8 protein-coding genes are annotated in these 21,619 nt (G+C 65.3%); 6 read left to right on the top strand and 2 right to left on the bottom strand.

Annotated features, from left to right (window positions below; all coding sequences use genetic code 11):
* Window positions 1-13: 13 nt before the first annotated feature.
* The 5 genes from ABIE19_RS02265 (at window position 14) to ABIE19_RS02245 (ending at window position 17,493) form a co-directional block, all read left to right on the top strand.
* Complete coding sequence (locus ABIE19_RS02265) at window positions 14-14,119, top strand: LysM peptidoglycan-binding domain-containing protein (protein WP_354087492.1); 14,106 nt, start codon at window positions 14-16, stop codon at window positions 14,117-14,119.
* A gap of 512 nt (window positions 14,120-14,631) precedes the next feature.
* Window positions 14,632-15,387 (top strand): hypothetical protein, encoded by a 756-nt coding sequence (locus ABIE19_RS02260; protein ID WP_354087491.1) that lies wholly within the window; start codon window positions 14,632-14,634, stop codon window positions 15,385-15,387.
* Entirely contained in the window at window positions 15,335-15,760 is a 426-nt protein-coding gene (locus ABIE19_RS02255; RefSeq protein WP_354087490.1) for a hypothetical protein, read from the top strand. The genes ABIE19_RS02260 and ABIE19_RS02255 overlap by 53 nt, the downstream gene beginning before the upstream one ends.
* Before the next feature lie 2 nt (window positions 15,761-15,762).
* A complete protein-coding gene (locus ABIE19_RS02250; RefSeq protein ID WP_354087489.1) occupies window positions 15,763-16,032 on the top strand; it encodes a DUF7660 family protein in 270 nt (89 codons plus the stop codon).
* Window positions 16,033-16,740: 708 nt separating this feature from the next.
* Window positions 16,741-17,493 carry a hypothetical protein gene (locus tag ABIE19_RS02245; protein ID WP_354087488.1) on the top strand — a complete coding sequence of 251 codons (753 nt, stop codon included), beginning with the start codon at window positions 16,741-16,743 and terminating at the stop codon, window positions 17,491-17,493.
* A gap of 49 nt (window positions 17,494-17,542) precedes the next feature.
* On the opposite strand, the gene ABIE19_RS02240 is transcribed toward ABIE19_RS02245, so the two are convergent.
* On the bottom strand, window positions 17,543-18,826 hold the full coding sequence (locus ABIE19_RS02240) for a DMP19 family protein (RefSeq protein WP_354087487.1): 1,284 nt from the start codon (window positions 18,824-18,826) through the stop codon (window positions 17,543-17,545).
* Window positions 18,827-18,839: 13 nt separating this feature from the next.
* Complete coding sequence (locus ABIE19_RS02235) at window positions 18,840-19,268, bottom strand: hypothetical protein (RefSeq protein ID WP_354087486.1); 429 nt, start codon at window positions 19,266-19,268, stop codon at window positions 18,840-18,842.
* On the opposite strand from ABIE19_RS02235, the gene ABIE19_RS02230 reads away from it, so the two are divergent.
* Window positions 19,252-21,606 (top strand): TonB-dependent receptor, encoded by a 2,355-nt coding sequence (locus ABIE19_RS02230; protein ID WP_354087485.1) that lies wholly within the window; start codon window positions 19,252-19,254, stop codon window positions 21,604-21,606. The genes ABIE19_RS02235 and ABIE19_RS02230 overlap by 17 nt on opposite strands.
* Window positions 21,607-21,619: the final 13 nt, after the last annotated feature.

The raw sequence follows: 21,619 nt of genomic DNA, 5'->3' as shown, positions 1-21,619 counted from the left end.
GGGGGAGGCGTCCATGGCGGCGGTGGTGATCGGTTCGCGGCTGGGCTTGGAACAGAGTTCGGCGTGGCTTCTCGGTTCGCGCGGCCAACTGGGACAGGCGGCGACGGGACGCGCGGGCGAGAACCTCTACGTCAACGCCGCGACCGGCAATCTGGTGCTGAGCCAACAGGACGAGTTCCTGATCGGCCTGGGCCCGGACGCCGCAGTCTCTCGCGTCTACAACAGCCAGGGGGCGCTGAACGACGAATGGCGCGCCGGCGCCTTGCGTCGGGTGCATGGACTGTCGGGAAGCCTCAACGCCGTGGGCAGCACGATCCGGCGCACGGACTGGGACGGATCCGAGGCGGTCTACGCCTGGGAAGCCGGACGCTCCGCCTATGTCAGCACCGACGGCTCCGGCGTCTACGACAGCCTGCGCCTGGAAGGAACGACCTGGATCTGGACCGACGGCGACACCCGGGTCGTCGAGCGCTACGACCAGACCAACGACGGCCGTCTGGTCAGCAGCACGGACATCGACGGGAACGTCCTGACCTATACCTACAACGCCCAGGGCGCGATCTCTCGCGTCACGACGGCGGACGGCGGCTATACGGAGTTCGTCTATGCGGGCGGCAATCTGGCGCGTCTGGTCACGACCTATCGCGACACGGACAATCAACTCCGCACCCTCACGCGGGTTCGCTACGCCTATGACGCCCAGAACCGTCTGAGCAGCGTCACGGTAGATCTGACCCCGGACGACAATGCGATCGCCGACGGCGCGGTCTACGTCACCACCTATCAGTACGATGGATCGAGCCGCCGCGTGGCCTCGATCAGCCAGACCGACGGGTCGCGCGTCGACATCGCCTATGTCCAGTCGGGCGGGGTCTATCGCGTCGCCGCCCTGACCGAGGCCGTGGCGGGAGGCGTCAGCCGCACGACCAGCTTCAGCTATGACAGCGCCAGCCAGACGACGATCACGGATCCGGCCGGCCGGCAGACCGTCCTGACCCACGCCAACGGGCGCCTGGACCGCGTCACGGCCCCGTCCGCCTACGCCGGCGCGCCGGCGCAGGTGACGGAGTACGTCTACAACGCCTGGGGCGATCTTCTGCATGTGCAGACGGCGCCGGGCGTCTGGACCGACTATGAGTATGCGCCTGGAACCAACGGCGTCTGGACCACCCGGCGCGACAGCCAGGGCCTGACGACCACCCGCACCCTGAACGCGGCGGGTCAGGTTCTGACTGAGACCCAGTACACCGTCGCGGACCCCGACGGCGCCGGTTCCGGGCAGCCCTCCGGCGCTCTGACGACCCGCTACGTCTATGACGCTCGCGGGCGCATGACCCATGCGATCAGCGCCGAGGGCCGGGTCACGCGCTTCGGGTACGACGCCCAAGGCCGCCAGACCAGCATCGTGGTCTTCACCGCGAACCGGATGGATTTGTCGTCCTATGCCGTGACGGCTTCTCCCAGCGAGGCGGCGATGGCGACGGTGATCGCCGGCTTCGATCAGTCCAAGTCCCAGAGAACGGACATCGCCTACGACTTCCGCGGCGCGGTCGCCACGGTCAGCCAGTATGGAACGGTCGAGGCCTCGGGCGCGGGGTCGACGACGAACGCCCTGACGCGCACCCACTACGTCTATGACCAGACCGGCGCCCTGCTGATGCGTCGGGTGGAGGGCCTGACCGGCGCCGAGGTCTTCGTCTACGACGGCATGGGCCGGGTCGTCCGATCGATCGACTTCAACAGCCAGACGACGCGCACCGCCTATCATGACGCGGCCAGCATGACGGTCGTCGCCACGGCCGGTGGTCTCAACAAGATCTCCAGCTACAACCTGGCCGGAGAACTGATCAGCTATACGGAAAGCGAACGCGGTCCGGATCTGGTCGACGCCAGGGGTTGGCCGCAGAACCTCGGCGCCCTGCCCTCGGGCCCGGTGTCGGTCGGCGGATGGGAGAATCCCTGGTACAAGTCCGAAACCCGCTGGCAGACCGTCATCGGACCGGACGGTCGTCCCACGGCCGTCATCGAAGCCGGGCAGTTCGACACCAACAACCAGGGCGGCGGCAGCGCCACCAACGACGTCCAGATCGATGCCTCCAAGGCCTATGAGTTCGTCTTCTATTTCAAGAAGAGCGATCTCAGCCGCCACGGGATCTATCTGGGGCTGAACGACAACTGGGACACGATGGAGCCCTATGTCGAATACGCCAGCGGATCGGGCCCCGAGGTCAATCCCTACTTCTTCCAGGGCAAGGCGGCCGATCTTCAGGCGGTGCTGGACAATGACCGTTGGTACAAGGTGGTGGGCTATGTCCTGCCCCAGAACAGCGGCAACATCCCTTCAGGATCTCTAGGCGGCGTCTTCGACATGACGACCGGCGAGAAGGTCCACAACGCCGTGACCTTCCGCTGGAGCGCGGATCGGCCGAACAATGCTGTCCACGCCCGCTTCTTCACGGCCTACGACCCGCTCAATCAAGGCTATTCGACCTACTTCGGTCGACCGGAAATCCGCGAGTTCGACCTCGCCTCGTCCAATCTGATCAACAACAGCGACTGGCCGACCGGGATCGGCGGAGTTCCGACCGGGCCGGCCAATCCCTCGTCCTGGAGCAATCCTCCCGGCTCCACTGACGAATACGGCGGCTATCATGCGGTCGAGACCCAATGGCGGATCGTGGACGGCCCGGACGGTCGTCAGATCGTGGCCATCGAGTCCGGTCAGACGGATCCCGATGCGGCCGGCGGCGGCAACATCACCAACCTGGTGACGATCGACGGAAACAGCGCCTATCAGTTCGTCTATTATTTCCAGAAGCACGACCTCACCAAGCATTCGCTCTATCTTGGTCTTTCGCGCAATCTGGCGACGCCCTATGTCGAGAGCGCCGTCACCGGCGCCGCCGAAGGCAACCCCTACTTCCTCCACGCCGACCTCGCCGATCAGACCGTTCTGAGCGAGGATCGCTGGTACAAGGTCGTGGGCTACGTCCTGCCCCAGGGCTCGACGCTGCAGTCCCCCGGACAGTGGGGCGGCGTCTTCGACGCCGAGACTGGTGAAAAGGTCGCCGACACCGAGACCTATCGCTGGAGCGCCGGACGCCCCAACGACAAGGTCTATTCGCGCTTCTTCAACTTCTACAATCAGGATCAGCTCGGCTACTCGACCTATTTCGGTCAGCCTGAGATTCACAAGATCGATGTCAGCCGTCTGGCCGGGCAGGCCGGACAGATCAGCCAGGGCCCGACGACCCGCTATCGCTACGACGCCCTGGGCCGCCTGCGCCAGGTCGCTGATCCGACCGGCGGCGTCAGCCACCTGCTCTATGACGGGCGCGGCCGCAAGACGGCGGAAATCGACGCCGACGGCTCGGTCGTCGAATATCGCTATGACGACGCCGACCGCCTGATCGCCACGATCCAATGGGCCCAGAAGCCGTCGGCCGCCCAGCTGGCGTCGCTCACGGACGCCGCCGGCGCCCCCGCTGCGGTCGATATCGCCGCCATCCGTCCCGCCGCCCACGCGGACGATGTCTGGAACTGGTCGATCTACGACGCTTCCGGACGGCTTGTTCAGACCATCGACGGCGAAGGCGGATCCGTTCGCTACACGTGGGACGGCGCGTCGCGCCTGACGTCCACGACCCATCGCCTGGTCGCCTTCACCCCGGCCGAGTTGGCCGCCTTCCGCGCCGCCCCGCCCCTGGGTCCAGTCGGCGCGCTCGCCCCCCATCCCCAGGATCGCACCACGCGTCACTTCTATGACGCCGACGGCCTGAAGATCGGCGTCCTGGACGGCGAGGGCTATCTCTCGCGCATCGTCTACGACAATGCGGGCCGGGTGGTTCAGACCACGGCCTACGCCGTCGCGGCGCCCGAGGCCCTGAGAGCCGCCGGGAGCTTCGCAAGCCTGCTGGCCGGGGTCGGAAGCTCCGCCTCCGACATCAACACCTGGTCCGTCCATGACGGTCGGGGCTTCCTCAAGGGGACGGTCAACGGCGAAGGCGACGTCGAAACCTTCGATCACGACGCCATGGGCGGCGTCATCGTCCACAAGCGCGGCATGCGTCTGGCCGGCGGCTCCCCCTCCATCGCCCCGACCCTGGCTCAACTGGTCGCCGCCCCCGCGGCCCCGACCATCGAAACCACCACCTATGTCCGCAACCATTTCGGCCAGGTGCTGAGCGAGACCCGCCAGCTCGCAACCGGCGTGGAGCGCGTCGTCAACCACTATGACGCCGAACGTCGCCTCGTCAGACAAGGCATCACCCGCGCCAACGGGCACGCCCGTTCGATTCAACTGCGCTATGATCGTTTCGGCCGCCTGACGGGACAGCTCGAAGGCGAAGGCGCCCTGGCCCTCGACTGGCTCACGACCAAGGGCGACGCCCCGCCGCAGAGCAGGATCGACGAAGTCTACGTCACGCGCGGCGTCACCTTCGCCTATGACGACGCGGGTCGGATGATCCGCCGCACCGACCCCGACGGCGTCTGGGGCTCCGGACGAAAGACCACCTACTTCTATGACGACGACGGCAATCTGCGCTTCGAGGTCAACGCCTCGGGCGAGGTGCTGGAGCGTCGATACGACAACCTGGGCCGTCTGAGCGAAACCGTCGCCTACGCCAACCGCATCAGCATCTCCGGGCTGCAGGGCGGTCTTCTTTCGCAGCATTCCGCCTTGCCCGTCGTCGCCCATGCGGACGACCGACGCACCGTGACGCGCTATACCGCCGTCGGCGCCGTGCGCGAGACGACGGACGCCGTCGGCGTCTCCACCCAGTTCGCCTACAACGCCTTCGGCGAGCTCACGCAGAAGACCGAATCCACGGGCACGATCGCCCAACCGACGACGACGGCGACCGCCTACGCCTACGACCGTCGCGGCCTGCTGACCTCGACCACCCTCGACAGCGGCGGGTTGAACCTGACGACCCAGGTCGTCTACGACGCCTTCGGCCGCACCGTGGAACTGAAGGACCCGCGCCAGGTCCAGGCCGGCCTGCCCGGCGCCCGCACCGCCTACGATCGCGCCGGACGCGTCATCCGCACGACCGATCCTTCCGGCGACCAGATCGCCTTCACCTGGGACGCGCGCGGTCACAAGCTGACCCAGACGGACGCCCTGGGGCGCATCACGCACTGGACCGTCTCGGCCTTCGGCCGCCAGGTCGCCGTGACCACGCCGGAGGGCCTGACCTCCACCACGGTCTATCTCGACAACGGTCTGGTCCAGACCTTCACCGACGGCGCCGGACGCACCGTGTCCTACGCCTATGACCGCAACGGCGACGTCCTGAGCGTGACGGACGGAGCCGGCGTCGAAACCTACGACTACGACAACATCGGCCGCCTGGTCGAAAAGATCGACGCCTCCGGGCGCGTGGTGGAATACACCTACGACGCCGCCGACCGTCTGCTGACGGAAACGATCGATCCGAACGGCCTGGCCCTGCAAACCCGCTATGTCTACGACGCCTTCGGCGGCCGCATCCAGGTCACCGACGGCAGCGGCCGCGTCACGACCTATGAGTTCGACCGGAACGGCCGCCAGGTCGCCATGGTCGTCGATCCCTCGACCCACGCCCTGCGGACGACCTGGGCCTATGATCGTTCAGGCGAGGTCGTCGCCCTGACCGAGGCCGCCGGAACGGCCGCCCAACGGGAAACCCGCCACGTCTACGACAAGGCCGGCCGCCTGATCCGCCAGGAAACGGGACCCGCCGCGCTCAACATCCGGACGAGCTTCGCCTATGACGCCAACGGCAATGTCATCGAGCGTCGCGACGCCGTGGACGCCAATCCGGCGAACGACGTCGTCACCCAGTACGTCTACGACGCGGAAAACCAGCTCGTCGCGACCATAGACGGCGTCGGCGCGGTCTCCCGGCGCGGCTATGACGCCAAGGGCCGCCTGATCCTGCTGATCGAGCATGCCGAGCGGCTGTCCCCCGCCCAGCGTCAGGCGCTCGGCGCCCAGCCCAGCGACGCCCAGGTGATCGCCGCCGTCCTCAACTCGCCCTCGGATCGGACGACCGGCTACGTCTACGACAACGACGACCGCCTGGTCTTCACCGTCGACGCCGCCGGTCGAGCGACGGAACATGTCTATGACGGCTCAGGCGCCGTCGTGCGCACCATCCAGTACGCCGGCGTCGTGACGGGCCAACCCGGCGTCGCGCCGCCCTATGGCCGCGATGCGCTCGCCGCCATTCTGCACGGCGCCGCCTTCGCCAACGCCGCCGACAACCGCACGACCGTCTCCGCCTACGACGCCGTCGGCCGTCGTCGTTACGCCGTGGACGCCATGGGCTATGTCACGGCCTTCGTCTACGACCCGTCCGGCAGGGTGGTGAAGTCGGTCCAGTACGCCACGGCCTCCACGGGCCAGGCCAGCCTGGCCCAGTTGGACGCCTGGACCGCCGCGAACGGCTCCGCCCAGGATCGAACGACGCGCGTCGTCTATGACGGCGCCGGCCGCGCGACCTATACGGTCGACGCCGAAGGCTATGTGACCCGCACCAGCTACTCCGGCGATCTCGTCCAATCGGTCAGCCGCTTCTCGAGCGCCGTCGCTGTCGCCGACGGCGCGACCGCCGCGACCCTGGCCGCTCTGGTCGCCGCCCAGGAGGCTTCCGCCGCCAAGACCGCCTACGGCTATGATCAGGCCCGCCGGGTCAATGAGATCACCGACGCCATGGGCGTGCGGACGCGCCTGGAGCTCGACGCCCTAGGCCGCACCGTGCGCGAATGGACCGCCTTCCAGACCGCCGACCAAACCGCCGTTTCCCGGATCTACGACGCCGCCGGACGCGTCACCTCCGAGACCCGCGGCGAAGGCGCGGCCGCCGCCTCTACATCCACCTTCACCTACGACGGCCTCGGCCGCCAACTGACGGCGACCAACGGGCGCGGCTTCACCACCACCCGCACCTGGGACGCCATGGGTCGCCTGCTGACCAGCGCCACGCCCCTGGCCGACGGTCAGGCCGCGGTCACGACCAACGCCTACGACGCCTTCGGCAATGTCGTGCGCGTCACCGATCCGCGCGGCTCCACCGGCTACTTCTGGTACGACAAGCTTGACCGGTTGGCGCTGCAGACGGACCCTGAGGGCTACGTCACGATCAACGACTACGGCATGAGCGGGGAGATCATCGGGGTCAAACGCTTCGCCCAGAAGGTCGCCGATCCCGCCTCTCCCCTTCCCCTTCCGGACAGCCCCGCCGACGCCTACACCCGCTTCACGCGCGACAAGCTCGATCGCGTCGTCGCCGTCACCGACGCCCTGAACGCCACGGAAACCTATACCCTGGACGCCTTCGGGAACCGGATCCGCGTCACCGACCGCCTGGGCGCCCAGACCACCTTCACCTACGACCGGCGCGGCTTGAAGACCTCCGAGACCCTGCCGGTCCAGTCCGTCCGCAGCGACGGTTCGGTCCAGGCGACCGCCGTCGTCAACCAGTTCGCCTACGACGCCCGCGGCAACCTCGTGCGGAGCGTCGAGGCCGCCGGCCTGAGCGAACAACGGGTCACCGTCTACGCCTATGACGCCCTGGATCGTCTCGTCTCCAAGACCGGCGACGCCCTCTTCATCGCCATCCCGACCGGAACCCCGACCGTCGTTCCGGTCGAGCGAATCCTCTACGATGCTCGCGGCAATGTCGTGGAAACCATCGACGCGGCCGGCGCCCGCACCCTCTTCTACTACGACAGCCTGAACCGGAAGGTCGCGGAGATCGACGCCGTCGGAACCTTCCGCGCCTGGACCTACGACGCCGCCGACAATGCGATCAGCCAGCGCGTCTACGACACCCCCGTCGCCCAGCCCGGCGTCGCCGGCGGGACCGCGACCGCGCCCTCGGGCTATTATCGCGAAACCCTCTTCTCCTACGACCGCAACAATCGCCTGATCGCCACCGTCAAGGCGAACCAGGCGGTCGGCGAGCATAACGGCGCCGTCTACTGGGTCGACATGGTCTCCATCGTCGACAGCCAGAGCTATGACGCCGCGGGCAATGTCGTGCGCCGCACCGACGGACGCGGCGTCAGCACCTGGCTCTTCTATGACAAGCTGGGCCGCAAGGTCGCGGAGGTGGACCCTGACAACTTCCTGACCACCTTCGAATACGACGCCGAAGGCAATGTCCTGCGCGAGGTCCGTTACGCCCAGCCGGTCCAGGGCGGCTTCGACGAGCACCGCCCGGCCGGCAGCCTGCCGCCGCGCGCCCCCTCCGCCGCGGCCGGCGACCGCATCACCGAGTTCACCTACGACAAGGCCGGACGCCGTCTGACCGAGAAGCGTCTCGGGGTTCAGGCCTACAGCGTCGATCCCGTCACCGGCGCCCTCAACACCGCCTCGGGCGACGCCCTGATCAGCTACGCCTGGGACGCCCTGGGCAACGTCACCCGCCGCACCGAGGCCAACGGCGACTTCGTCGACTACGGCTATGACGCCCTCGGTCGCCAGACCAGCGCCCTGAAGTCCGCCACCGTCGACTTCGCCGGAAACGGCGGCCGCCTGCACGCCCAGACCTTCTACGACGGCCTCGGCTCCATCGTCCGCACCCACGAGAACTCTTTCGGCAGCGGCGACCTCAACGCCCGCATCACCCAGTTCACCTACGGCGCCGGGGGGCGTCTGGCCTCCATGACGGACGCCGCAGGTTTCACCCGCAGCTATTATTACGACGCCGTCGGACGCATGACCCGCGACGGATACGTCAGCCGGATTCGTTCCGACGGTTCCGCCGCGAACGAAACCCAAGTCTACTACTACGACGCGGTCGGTCGACTGATCCATCAGTCGACCGCCTTCCTGACCGCCAACGGCTGGGCCGAAGGCGACATCGAGCGGCGATATTACAACGCGCACGGCGAGATGACGGCCAAGGGCGTCAACGGCCTGTACCAAGAAACCTGGACCTATGACGACGGCGGGCGCCTCACCAGCAGCACCGCCAAGGACGGCGTCGTCCGCTTCTACTTCTACGACCGCGCCGGCAACGTCTCCCTCGAGGCCGCCTCCTCCGGCGCCGACCTGTCGGGCTACCACTTCTGGACCATGCTCGGCCTGCTCAACGGCAACAACAGCCACGCCGTCGGCGCGGTCGCCGTCGAGGGCGTGACCATGACGGTCCAGTTCCACAACGCCCGCAACCAGCTCATCGAAACCCGCGAACTCTTCCGACAGCTGGAGCAGAATCTGGCCGACCCGAGCCAGTTCGTCACGACCACCATCACGCGCAGTCGCGGCTACAACGCCTTCGGCGAGGTGGTCAGCGAAACCAATCCTCGCGGCCACACGACCGAATACGCCTATAACGTCATGGGCCGCCTGATCGAGCAGAAGAGCCCTGAGGTCGCCTATACGGCGGAGAACGGCGCCATCCTCTACGCCCGGCCGACCGAGCAGAGGTACTACGACATCTCGGGCCGTCACGTCGGCACGCGCGACGCCAACGGCGCCCTGTCGGTGCGCAGCCTGAGATCCGGCACGGGCCACGGCGGGGAAGAAGCCGTCACCGAGACCCAGTTCAACGCCGACGGCGGCCGCATCCGCTACGGCATGGACATCTTCGACGACGTCCGCACCGTCACCGACGCCCTGGGCGCGGTCAGCACGCGCGAGTACGACGCCCTGGGCCGCCTGGTCCGGCAGGCGCACGCGGTTCGAGCGGACGGCGTCGGCCTGGTGGACTTCTACGCCTATGACGGCCTGGGTCAGCGCATCAAGCACTGGAACAGCCAGTTCGGCGCGGGCGTGGTGGAAGCCACCGACTACGACCACGAAGGCCGCATCGTGCGGACGACCGACTTCAACGGCCGGGCGACGACGCACCAGTACGTCTGGTTCGCGGACATGCCGACCAACGGCCTGGGGAATTTCGGCGGCTGGATCAAGACCACCAGCCTGCCGACGGGGCGTTCCTCGATCGAGATGTTCGACGTCTTCGGCCGGACCGTGGGCAAGACCGACCTGGGCGGCCGCGTCTACACCATGACCTTCGACAAGGCCGGGCGCCTGGTCAAACAGACCTCCAGCACGGGTCAGGACATCCAGTACGCCTGGTACAACACCGGCCTGGCGGCGAGCCAGATCGACTACTCCGGCAACGTCTACGGCTTCAGCACCGCGAACACCAAGATCAACTTCGCCTATGACGCCGCCGGCAACCGCACGCGAGAACGCTATGTCTCGCTGCACTACCAGTACACCTACGACCCGATCGATCCCGTGCACCCGAACCCCTGGGGCGGCGGCGGCGGCGGTGGAGGCGGCATCGGCGGCGGCGGCGACTGGGGCGGCCAGTATCCGATCATTTCGCTTCAGGAGCAGGCCCGCGCGGTCGCCAGCGCCCTGGGCGTGCCCGGCGACCTGATCGAGATCGAGCCCGGCGACGGAGAAGGCGGCGGAGGCGGCGGCGGTGGTTTGCCGCCCATCGACCCGATCGATCCCAATCCGACGGACCCGAACCCGCCGACGAACCCGACCAATCCCACGAACCCGACCAATCCGACCAATGACCCCGGCGTCACCCCGCCCGGCTATTCCCAGTACGAACTGGTCTATCAGGACGCGACGACGGCCTATGACGCCCTGGGCCGGATGATCAGCTTCACGGACACGGGCGCCGCGAACCAGAGCCCGGTCTCGGTCGCCTATGAATACGACCTTCAGGGCAATGTCCGGCGGGTCTTCACCACCTATCGCGCCGTCGGGGCGACCACGAACTCCACCCAGGACTACTGGTATCGCTACGACTCCATGAACCGGTTCGTCACCGTCATGGGCAGCCTGCAGGGCGCGCGAGGCTCCGGCCAGATCGTGCGCGGCGGCGCCGGTCGCGACATCGCCTATGACGCCGCCGGCAACCGCCGCACCTCGACGCGCACCCAGTTCGGCCAGACGGCCAGCGGGGGCGGTCATTGGCAGTGGGACCCCACGTCCGAATATCCGCCCTTCGAGTGGGACGGATACGGCAACCCGCCGCCCGGCTACCACTGGGTTCCGGAGATCGTCTATTACGACGCCGCCGTCGTCGAGCATTACAACTACACGGCCGACGGCTATCTGCTGAACCTCCACACCTCCCAGGAATACTGGAACTTCGACACCCAGAGCACGGCCATGGGCGGCCAGATCCTGCGCGCCACGGACGTCCGCGACGCCATGGGCCGTTCGACCAGCCATGTGGAGTACATGGAGTTCGGCTCGACGGTGGCCTACAGCCGCACGGCGACCTATGACGCGGCCTCGAACCTCTTGTCCGAGAACACGGTCACGCGTCAGTCGAACGGGTCGAGCCTGTACGCCGGCACGACCTACGACTATCGCCTGAAGGAGACCAACGGCCTCTACACCGGGGCCTGGCAGGGCGTGGCGACGCACATCGCCTCCTCCTCCTATGTCGTCCCGGTCAACGGCGGGGCGGCGACCAACCACGCGACCACCCACACCGACTATGTCTACGCCTGGTACGACGCGGCCCGTCAGCAGGCGATCCGCTATCAGGTCGACAGTCAGGCGGCCCAGAACTCGCTGTTCAGCTATGACGTCAACGGCCGCCTGGCCTACGTCAACATCCAGGACGGTCGTCCGCGCAACGTCACCTATGTCACCGACGTCAACGGCCAGATCCTCAGCCGCACCGAGGCCGACCGCAACTACAGCACCCCCGATCCGATCGACCGCTACTACTACTTCAACGGTCTGAGGATCGGCGAGGTCGGCAACAACGGCGCCGCCTCCACCCTCGACTACGTCACGGCGATCAACAATCGCTCGCGCCAGGCCTCCGTCACCCCCTTCCGCAACGGCTCCAACTCGCCCACCCCCCATGCGGACTTCGACCAGGCCTTCTCCGGCCTGGCCCCCGACAACACCACGTCGGCCGCCACCTCCGTCACCGTCCGCGACGGCGACACCCTCCAGTCCGTCGCCGCCTCCGTCTGGGGCGACGCCTCCCTCTGGTATCTGATCGCCGAGGCCAACGGCCTCTCCTCCGCCAGCCAGCTCGCCGGCGGTCAGGTCCTGACCGTCCCCGCCCGCGTCGCGAACCTCCACAACACCGCCGACACCTTCCGTCCCTATGACCCCAACAAGGCCATCGGCGACGTCAATCCCACTCAGCCCAAGCCCGCCGCTCCGCCTCCCGCGCGCGGCAAGAAGGGCTGCGGCGTCATCGGCCAGATCATCGCCGTCGTCATCGCCGTCGCCGTCAGCGTCCTCACCTACGGCGCCCTCAGCGGCGTCGTCGGCAGCATCGCCGCCGGAGCCATCGGCGGCGCCGCCGGCTCCATCGCCAGCCAGGGCTTCCTCATCGCCACCGGCGCCCAGGACGGCTTCGACTGGAAGGGCGTCGGCATCGCCGCCCTCTCGGCCGGGATCACCAAGGGCATCGGCGGCAAGCTGGGCAATCTCGTCGGCAAGCTGCCCGTCAACGAACACATCCGCGCGGGCATCACCGGGGCCATGGCCAACGTCGTGACCCAGGGCGTCTCCGTCGCCGTGGGCCTCCAGGACAGGTTCTCCTGGACCGGCGTCGCCGTGGCCGGCGTGGCCGGCGGCGTCGGCTCCATGGCCAACGGATGGCTGGGCGTTCTCGACACCCCGGTCGAACAATGGTCGGTCGCCGACCATGTCCGCGCGGGCGTCTCGGGCGCCATAGCGGGCTCTGCCGGCGCGGGCGTACAATCTCTGATTGACGGCTCCAGCTTCGGAGACAACCTCAAGTCGGTCCTGCCCAGCGTCATCGGCAATACCCTCGGCGGCATCGTCGCCAAACAACTGACCACCCAGGCGCAAACCGCAGGGGGCTCCAACGCCGCCAAGCTCAAGGCGCCGAGCGCCAAGGAGCTGAACGAACTGAAGGCCGCCGGCTATCAGTTCAGCAAGGCCAAGGACGGCGGCCTGATCGTGACCAACTTCGACAAGGTCATGGCCGGCGGCAAGTCTTCGCCGACGATCCGAACCGGAACGGACCGGACCCCCGAATGGCTGGATGAGTTCACCCAGTTCATCGACACCCAACCCGGCGGCCATCAGGCCGACCAGCGCGATTTCGGCGGCGTCACGATTCGTCGTGACGCCGGCGTCCACGGCGATCTGCAAAGCCGCTGGATGACCGTCGGCGACGGCGGCGCCATGCGCTTCCTGTCCTACGGCGGCCAAACCCGCGTCTACATGGGCGGAACCCAGCGCTTCAACGATTGGGGCATGACCGTCAGCTACGGCGAACGGCCCGGCGTCACCTCGCTGCCCGACATCGTCGTCACCGCCCCCCGACGCGGCGTTGCCGCCTACGCTGTTCAAGAGGCACCGGATTACGCCTCTCCCATGTTCACCAGGGCCGGCAACCTGCCGCAGCGGCGGACGCACTACGCCGCGCAGATCGAGCTTCCGGGAATTCCGAATTCAAACCTGAGAGGTTTCGCGGACATCACGGGACGCACCCCCTTCCGCGTGGTTCAAACCCCGCAAGGCGTCAGCATCCTTCAGGGCGGTCGCTCTTCGAGCCTGCCGCTGACGCCGGGACTGTCGGAACGCTTCCTCGGCACCGACGTCCGCATGTCCGTGGACAGCGATTACGGACGCCTGCAACGCTACAACGCCGCCTATGTCGAAACCGACGGCAGCAACCGCGCCCTTCAGGCCATGCTCATGGTCTCCTCCGGCATGCTCGGCGGACCGGAGTTCCTCGGCGTAACCGCCGGCGCGCCCCTCAGGACCGCCAACTACCTCGCGCCTCGCGCTCTGGCCTCAAAGGGAACGCCGCTGACTTTTGATAAGGCCGCGAGAACTTGGACGACTCCAGAGGGATTGGTTTATGCGGAAGGATCAGCGCAGGGAAATCGGATTAAGCATGTGCTTGAGCACACAGTTCCCAATCCGACCAAGCCAGTCCATTCAGTTTTCAATGTCGGAAGAAGTGACGTATTAGGCGTGGTTGATGAAGCATGGACGTTAAGGCAAGGTCCGGGCACACTGCAAAACAATGGCAATCGTTTGTGGGACGTAGACATGGGTAGAGTTGTCGGAACAAACGGTCAAACCAGTGTTCGTGTTATTGCCAGAGATGGAACCACTCAAATAATCACAGCTTTCCCTAGGTAATAGATCATGAAAATTTGTCCGTATTGTGAGCAAGATGCAGTGTGGGAGGTAGCGCTACATACCTCAGCAAATTTCAGATTTTCTATGTGCTTCGAATGTGATTCTGTCTGGCCTCAAGGGGAGATTATTTCAGACGAAACGGGAACAAATTTTAAAGATTTTATGAATTCGATCGACCATCCCGTCGACTGGAGTAAGGTTGAGCGGATTGCTATGGCCGACTAATCTGTTGTCGCAAAGAAAATCTCCATCAATGTTGCGGCGAATAAAGCTGTTTTGGCGCACACAGCTACTGAAGCCAAAGGACCTTATTCTCTGGTTGACGCAACAAGTCCGGCGTAGCCGGGCTGGAGGGTGCGGGCGCACAATCTCTGATTGAAGGCTCCAGCTTCGGCGACAACCTGAAGTCATCCCTCCCCAGCGTCATCGGCAATACCCTCGGCGGCATCGTCGCCAAACAACTGACCACGCCGCCTGTTCAGGGCAAGGACAAGGGACTCTGGCCCGCGACCGTGCGGATCAACCCGGAAACCGGCCAGCTCGTTCCCGATCTCAACCGCTATTTCGTGGAGCCGAATGAATTCGTCAGGGGCGGACGCTCCACCGAGCGGAACCTCCTCCAACGGGGATGGGACAGCTTCAAGAACGCCGTTTCGAACGGCTACAACCACATAGCCGGCGGCGCTCGTCAGGCCTTCTCGTCGCTAGGCCGCGCCTTCGGCGGCACGGTCGATCACACCCGAACCACGCTCTCCACCTCCCTGACATGGGCTTCCGAAGACGCAACCCAGGTCGCCGACGTGATCGTCACGGGCGTCAAGCAGACTCCGAAAGCCCTGCAAGGAGCATGGAACGACTTCTTCAACGCTTGGAGCCTGCAGCCCTCAAGGCCGCGAGGCTTCGGCGAGACGACCTTGCGTCCGTCGCCCCCTTCCAACCTGGCGACATGGTTCGGCGGCGACATCGGGCTTCGGCAATCCGCCATTCGAGACATGTTCGATCACGCCGCCGGTGTCAGCGGCATGCGCAGCGTCACCCGTTCCAATGCGACGAATGCGGGCCTCACCGTGCGCGCCGCTCTGGAGCGCGCGCACGGCGGGTTCGCCAGCACGTTCGCCGCGCCCTACGGCGTGATCGATACGGTCCTGGGACGGCCTGCGTTGGAACAGCCCGCAGAACGTGTCCGGACACATGATGGCGGAACCGGCCATCACCGTGGCCTCAGTGTTCGTCGGCGGACCGAAAACCGCTGTAGGCATGGCTCCTAGAGCTGCCGCAGAGAGAACATTTCTCACGGCTGATGGCTTTGCAGCATTGCCAACGACGGGCACAGTTGATCCTGCACTCATTCGGTTTAGCCAAGATAGCGCAGGAGCCTCATTCAAACCGCCATTCGGCTCGGTCGATGATTTTGCAACCGGCCTAGCCAACAAGTCCATCGATCCGAGGACGGTTTCACCAATCCGCATCGCGGATAAGGAAGGCATGATTTTCACTTTGGATAACAGACGTCTATACGCCTTCCAAAAGGCTGGTATCGAAATTCCCTATCAGAAACTCGATTCCATCCCGAAGCGCGAGCTTTTCAAGTTCACAACACAGAACAATGGTGAATCCATTCTCATTCGATCGGGGAAATAATTATGACTGGTGATGAACTTTTTGAGTTTTCCGCCTCGGTCAAAAATAGGCAAGACTTCATCAAATTTATTAAATATTTGAATGACGATTTTCGTGAACGGCGGAGCGAATGGCAAAATGACGACCTCAGCGAATTTCTTGAAGGGCTATCCGGCTTTGCAAACGATATGAACGGCTTTTACAAAAATATGGGTGAAGTTGTCGATGTCGAAATGATTACTTGGCGTATGGCCGCTCAGATGCTTTTAGCCGCTTCAGTTTACGGAAACTAACGATTTACCGTCGCCGCAGACAGCGGCGATATCGCCACTTCGGGGGCGTGTGCTGGAAAATTGGGCCTATCCTGCTGATATGGAGCTAGCAAATGCACTGCACTTCCGAGCATTACAGACAAATCCGAGTGCACAGCCACTTCCAAACCACATTTTCTAGGGTCCCAGCCCACGAGATGTAACAACGTACTATGGAGATTTTGGAAAATGGTAACTCAAAACAACGAAGTCACGCCCAATCCAGATGAATTAATATTTCGGAACAATCTATCTATTGATGATTATTTTATTGAAAAAACTCCAGTATCTACAACAGTATGCTTTAGAGATGGGAATGGAAAGATATTCGACCTATCAGTAACAAATTCAGACCTAAAGAACACGATAATATATCGACTTATTGAACTTGGCGTTCGAATTGTCGAAGAAAAATAATAACCTCTGATTGACAGCTCCAGCTTCGGAGACAACCTGAAGTCGGCCCTCCCCAGCGTCATCGGCCAGACCCTCGGCAGATTGTTCGTCAGCTGACTGACGACCCAGGCCCCGGCCGCAGGAGCCGCGCTTGCGGGCGGCGTGATCAACGTCTCGAAGCGACGCGGGACAGGCCTCGCCCGGCGTCGAGCACGAAAAAACAGAATCCGCCCTATCGTTCTGGACAGGGCAAGGCGTCTGAGACAAGGCTTCGGGCCAGGGACAGGGGGAAACATGGGTTACGCAGCACTTGCCGTCTGGGCGGCGATTCAACTGTCGGCGACGCCCGCGGACCAGGGCATGGCGCGCCAGTTGGACGACGAACTGGGCCGCATAGCCGCTGCGTCCAGCCAATGCCATCAGTTGGGCTATTCAGTGTCGCCCTTCTTTAGCGAGGCGATAGAGGCGGAGTTATCCGAGCCGAAACTCAACAGCCCCAGTCCCGCCGTTCGCGAGCAGTGGGTGCTAGAGTCCATGCGCGCGCATGTCGCCGAGTTCGCGCGCCTGGGTCAGGCCGCCTCCGATGGAGCCACCGCGAGGGAACGGACGGCCGAGCCCACCCATCGGATGGTGGAATGGCTGGACCGCGCCTGCGCGGCGGCGACGTCACACATCGTCACGCGAGACTACATTACCGCACCCGCCAATTTCGATCGCGCCGCCAGCCGACGCATGATGGCCGACGACATCCTTCAAGGTGCGGGGCTGGCCTCCTGGCAGACCCCCGCCATCTTCGCGCGCGGCGATGTCTTCATGCTTCTGGGCGCCTGCAGCGATATCCTGCCTGAAGCCCGCCTGAGCGCGCTTAGTAGCGCGACCATGCCGTCCGCCGACGTACGGACCTCGCGCGAGCGGCAGTTCTATGAGCGCAAGTATCGAGAAGGCGTAGAGAGCATCAACCAGTTCAACTTCAGCGCGACGCAGTGCGAAAGCCGCTATCGAACCCTGAACGCCAAGGTCCCCGGCGCCGGAAGGGGCCGCAGGTAGGTTCAGAGCCGCCCCTCATCGACCATGCCGCAGGGGCCGGACGCCTTCCCTACTGCGCCCGGCCGTTCTTGAAGAAGCGGCGCTCGGTCTCGCGCGGCGCGCTTCCGTCCGGACGGCTCGCCATCCGCCGCGCCTCGCCGGTGAGGAAGCCGCCGACCAGTTCGCCTTCCAGCCACTGCCGCATCTCGGCGTCCAGGCTCAGCATCTCCACCAGCCTGCCGGTCCCTCCGGGCGCCAGGTCGCGGCCGTCGGCGTCGAGGCAGCGCAGGTAGCGCTCGCGCCCGTCGCGATCCGTCAGACTCTCGGTGTTGAGGGCGCCGTTCGGCCAGTATCGGGTCCGGTGCTCGCCCTGCCCCTGTCGCCGGGTGCGCAGCAGGGGCGTTCCGTCGAGGTAGAAGTGCTCGCCGCACATCTCCTCGCCATGCCAGTAGAGCGAACTGCTCTCCCGGCGGCCGTCGGCGGTGAAATACTCATGCAGGCCGTGATGGCCATGGCTCAACGACAGGCGGTCGTCGCGAACCGACTGGCCCTCGCCCATGAAGTCGAAGCCGAAGGTCCAGGTGCCGCTCGCCTGGCTAGGATAGTGGATCCAGTCGCGACGGCGCTGAGCGCCATAGGCCGGAGTCTCGGCCTGCAGCAGGGTGCGGTCGCGCGAGAACCAGACCACGTCGCAGGCGCCGTCCTCGCCTTCGAAGAGGTTGGGGCCGACCGGGAAGCCGTCCTCGAACCGCAGTCGATAGGCGCCGTCTTCCAGGATCACATGCTCGACGCCGCGGCCAACGAGGCCCGGAATCTCTGTGATGCGGAAATAGCGGTGCGGGTCGCGCAGGATGTCGGCTTCCAGATCCGCCCGGATGCGATGATGGACGGCGAAGAAGGCCTGAGCGATCGCTTCGAGCCGTTCGGCATGGGGTTCAAGCGCCGCCTGATAGGCGTCCCACACCTCTTCGTCTTCGTCTTCGTCTTCGTCTTCGTCTTCGTCTTCGTCGTCGCCCTCCCCCGCCTCGGGATGGAGATGAGCCAGCCGGCTCCAGACGGCGTGGGCTTCCTCGATCAGGGACAGAGCGGGCGCATAGACCGGGTTGGCGGCGATCAGGGCCGGAACCTGGGCGGCCTCGTCCATCCGGGCGGCCGCATTGTCGAAATACTGATCCACCCCGCCGTTCGACACCTGGGCGTCGAACAGGTCGAAATAATAAACGGCGCGGACATGGGGGGCGAAGGCGGCCGGACCGGCCTCGCACAGGGCGTCCACGATCGCCGCGCTGAAATGGGGCGCCCGGCGCAACAGCGCGGACCAGTCGACGGCGGGAAGGAGCGGGCCTTGCGTCATGATCTCATGCCTATCACGGCGCCGAAACGTCGCAAGGGAATGACGAGGTTGTAACTTGTCCCGCGCCCCGCCCCATGGTGGAGGACTGGGTATGGATACCTTTCTCGTATTCCTGATGACGCGCGCCGATCAGGCGCTGAAGCTGCTGTTCGGCGTCGATCGGCTGCTCTGAGCGCGCCTGTTCGGCGAAAAAGGACGTCGGATCAGCACCCTTGCGCCGCGGCCGACGCGCCTCGACGGCGCCTGCCCAATACGACCGAACAAAAGTCCGGACCTTTTGAAGCCGTTCGGAACCCCTTTGCCCCGCATCGCCCCGCGCTACGGCGTAAAAAAACTGTTGATCTTTGCCCAAAAACGCCGACAGTTCGCAAAGGGCTATTGTTATACCATTTAGCCCCAACAAAAACACCGGGGAGAAAAAGGCAGTGTCTCGATATTTCAAGGCGGCGCTGGCCGCATCGGTCGCGCTGGGGAGTCTGGCCGCCGGCCAACAGGTTCGGGCGCAGGACGCCGGCCAGCAGGCCCAGGTCGTCGACGACGTCATCGTCACCGCGCGTCGCCGGGAGGAGTCGCTGCAGGACACCCCCCTGGCCATAGCCGCGGTCACGTCCGAGGAGCTGAAGTCGGCGCGGGTCGAACGTCTGGCCGACCTGGCCAAGATCGCGCCGGGCCTCAGCTTCACGCCCCTGTTCGGCGCCCAGAACCAGTTGCCCATCATCCGCGGCGCGGCCCAGACCTACGGCCAGTTGAACGTCGGCGTCTTCCTTGACGGCGTCTATCTGAGCGGCAAGGCCGGGGTGGACATCGAGATGGCCGACCTGCAGCGGATCGAGGTGGTGCGCGGGCCGCAGTCGGCCCTGTACGGACAAAACACCTTCGCCGGCGCCATCAACTACATCAGCGCCCGTCCGTCGGACGAGCTGAAGGGTCACATCGAGGCCACCGCCGGCGACCACGGCCTGCGCAAGCTGACCGCCGGGATCAGCGGCCCCATCACCGACACCCTGCGCTTCAGCGTCGGCGCCTACGGCCGCGAATTCGACGGCTGGTACGTCAGCGCCATCGACGGCGGCAAGGTCGACTACAGCCAGTCCTACGGCGGCATGCTGACCCTGGACTTCACGCCGACGGACCGCTTCTCGGCCATCCTGCGCCTGACGGGCAGCGAAGAGGATTCCGGCCAGCCCGCGTCCGAGGTCCAGCGCACCAACGCCTATCCGCTGCAGGTCGGCGGCGCGCCCGTCGGCACCATCCGCAACCAGCTCTATGTCGGCGAGGTCCAGCCCCTGGGCCGCCGCATCAACGTCAACACCAAGCGCACGGCAGCCGAGGTCGGTGATTACGGCACGCGCCAGGACACCTTCCGCGCCAGCCTGGACCTGAACTACGACTTCGACGGCTTTTCGCTGAAGTCGATCACGGCCTACGCCAAGCGCAACGCCGAGTTCACCTATGACGGCGACAACACTGTCTGCGATCGCACAGGCGGATGCCCCAACTTCGGCTATCCCTTCGCGCCCGGCAGCCTGATCCCGGTTGGAGCCTCGGGCTTCGCCACGTCGTCGGCCGAAGAGACCTATACCGACTTCAGCCAGGAACTGCGTCTGTCGTCCAACGGCGACGGCCCCCTGAGCTGGCTGGTCGGCGCCTACTACTATGACGGCGACGCCGACGTCGTTCAGCGCAGCCTGGCCGGCCTGTCGGCCACCAACGCCTCGCGCTTCGGCTATCCGAACATCGTCAATACGACGAAGAGCTGGTCGGTGTTCGGCTCGGCCACCTACGCCTTCACCGACAAGCTGTCGGCGACGCTGGAGGCGCGCTACCAGAAGGAAGAACAGACCTATCACCAGGCGCCGACCCGCACGGCGCCGACGACGCCGCCGCTGACCGCCGCCGAACAACCGTCATACGCGCGGTTCGATCTGGAGAAGGACTTCAGCTTCACCACGCCGCGCCTGATCGTCGACTACAAGATCGAGCCCGGCAAGATGCTGTACGCCAGCGTCGCGCGCGGGGTGAAGACCGGCGGTTTCAACCCCAATATCAACATCTTCGCCAACCAGCGCACCTTCGAGCCGGAGACCAGCTGGAACTATGAGATCGGCGGCAAGTTCGACTGGATGAACCGTCGCCTGCGCACCAATGTCGCCCTGTTCCACACCGACTGGTCGGACCAGCAGGCGGCCTGCCAGAACCCGGCCTCGGCCTTCCCGCCCGGCTCGACCTCGACCCAGCGCACCTATACCTGCAACGTCGCCGAGGCGAAGGTGTCGGGCCTGGAGATGGACGGTCACTTCTACTTCAACGACCACTTCTCGATCGTGGGCAGCTACGCCTGGACCCGCGCGCGGTACGAGAAGTTCGCCGACGCCTCGCTGGACGGCACCCTGGCTGCGCTGGGCCTGCCGGCCTGGGACTTCGACGGCCGCCACCTGCCCTATGTGCCGGACCACAAGATCACCCTGTCGCCGCGCTTCGAGATGGCGGCCTGGGGCGATTATCGCTTCGAGGGACGCCTGGACGTCCAGCACCAGAGCAAGACCTACGTCCGCGCCGACAACATGCAGTACTTCGGCGCCAAGACCACGGTCGACCTGCGCCTGGCCCTGCGGTCCGAGGCGCTGAGCTACCAGTTCTTCGTCAACAACCTGCTGGACGACGATACGCCGACGGCGGCCGTGCGCTTCTATGACTCGGTCAACTATTCGGTGGCCTCGCCCCTGGTCACCGGCGCCGACCGGCGCATGATGGGCGTCAGCCTGGGCTATCAGTTCTAAGGCCCCTTCAGCC

It is taken from the genome of Brevundimonas faecalis, assembly GCF_040549405.1.
GTDB classification, from domain to species: domain Bacteria; phylum Pseudomonadota; class Alphaproteobacteria; order Caulobacterales; family Caulobacteraceae; genus Brevundimonas; species Brevundimonas faecalis.
The sequence above is the reverse complement of the archived record's forward strand: the minus strand, read 5'-3'. Positions and strand labels throughout refer to the sequence as shown.

Bases quoted from the DNA above. Each gene is read 5' to 3' on its own strand.
- ABIE19_RS02250 (WP_354087489.1), top strand. From the start codon at position 15,763: ATGACTGGTGATGAACTTTTTGAGTTTTCCGCCTCGGTCAAAAATAGG.
- ABIE19_RS02240 (WP_354087487.1), bottom strand. From the start codon at position 18,826: ATGACGCAAGGCCCGCTCCTTCCCGCCGTCGACTGGTCCGCGCTGTTG.
- ABIE19_RS02265 (WP_354087492.1), top strand. From the start codon at position 14: ATGGCGGCGGTGGTGATCGGTTCGCGGCTGGGCTTGGAACAGAGTTCG.
- ABIE19_RS02245 (WP_354087488.1), top strand. From the start codon at position 16,741: ATGGGTTACGCAGCACTTGCCGTCTGGGCGGCGATTCAACTGTCGGCG.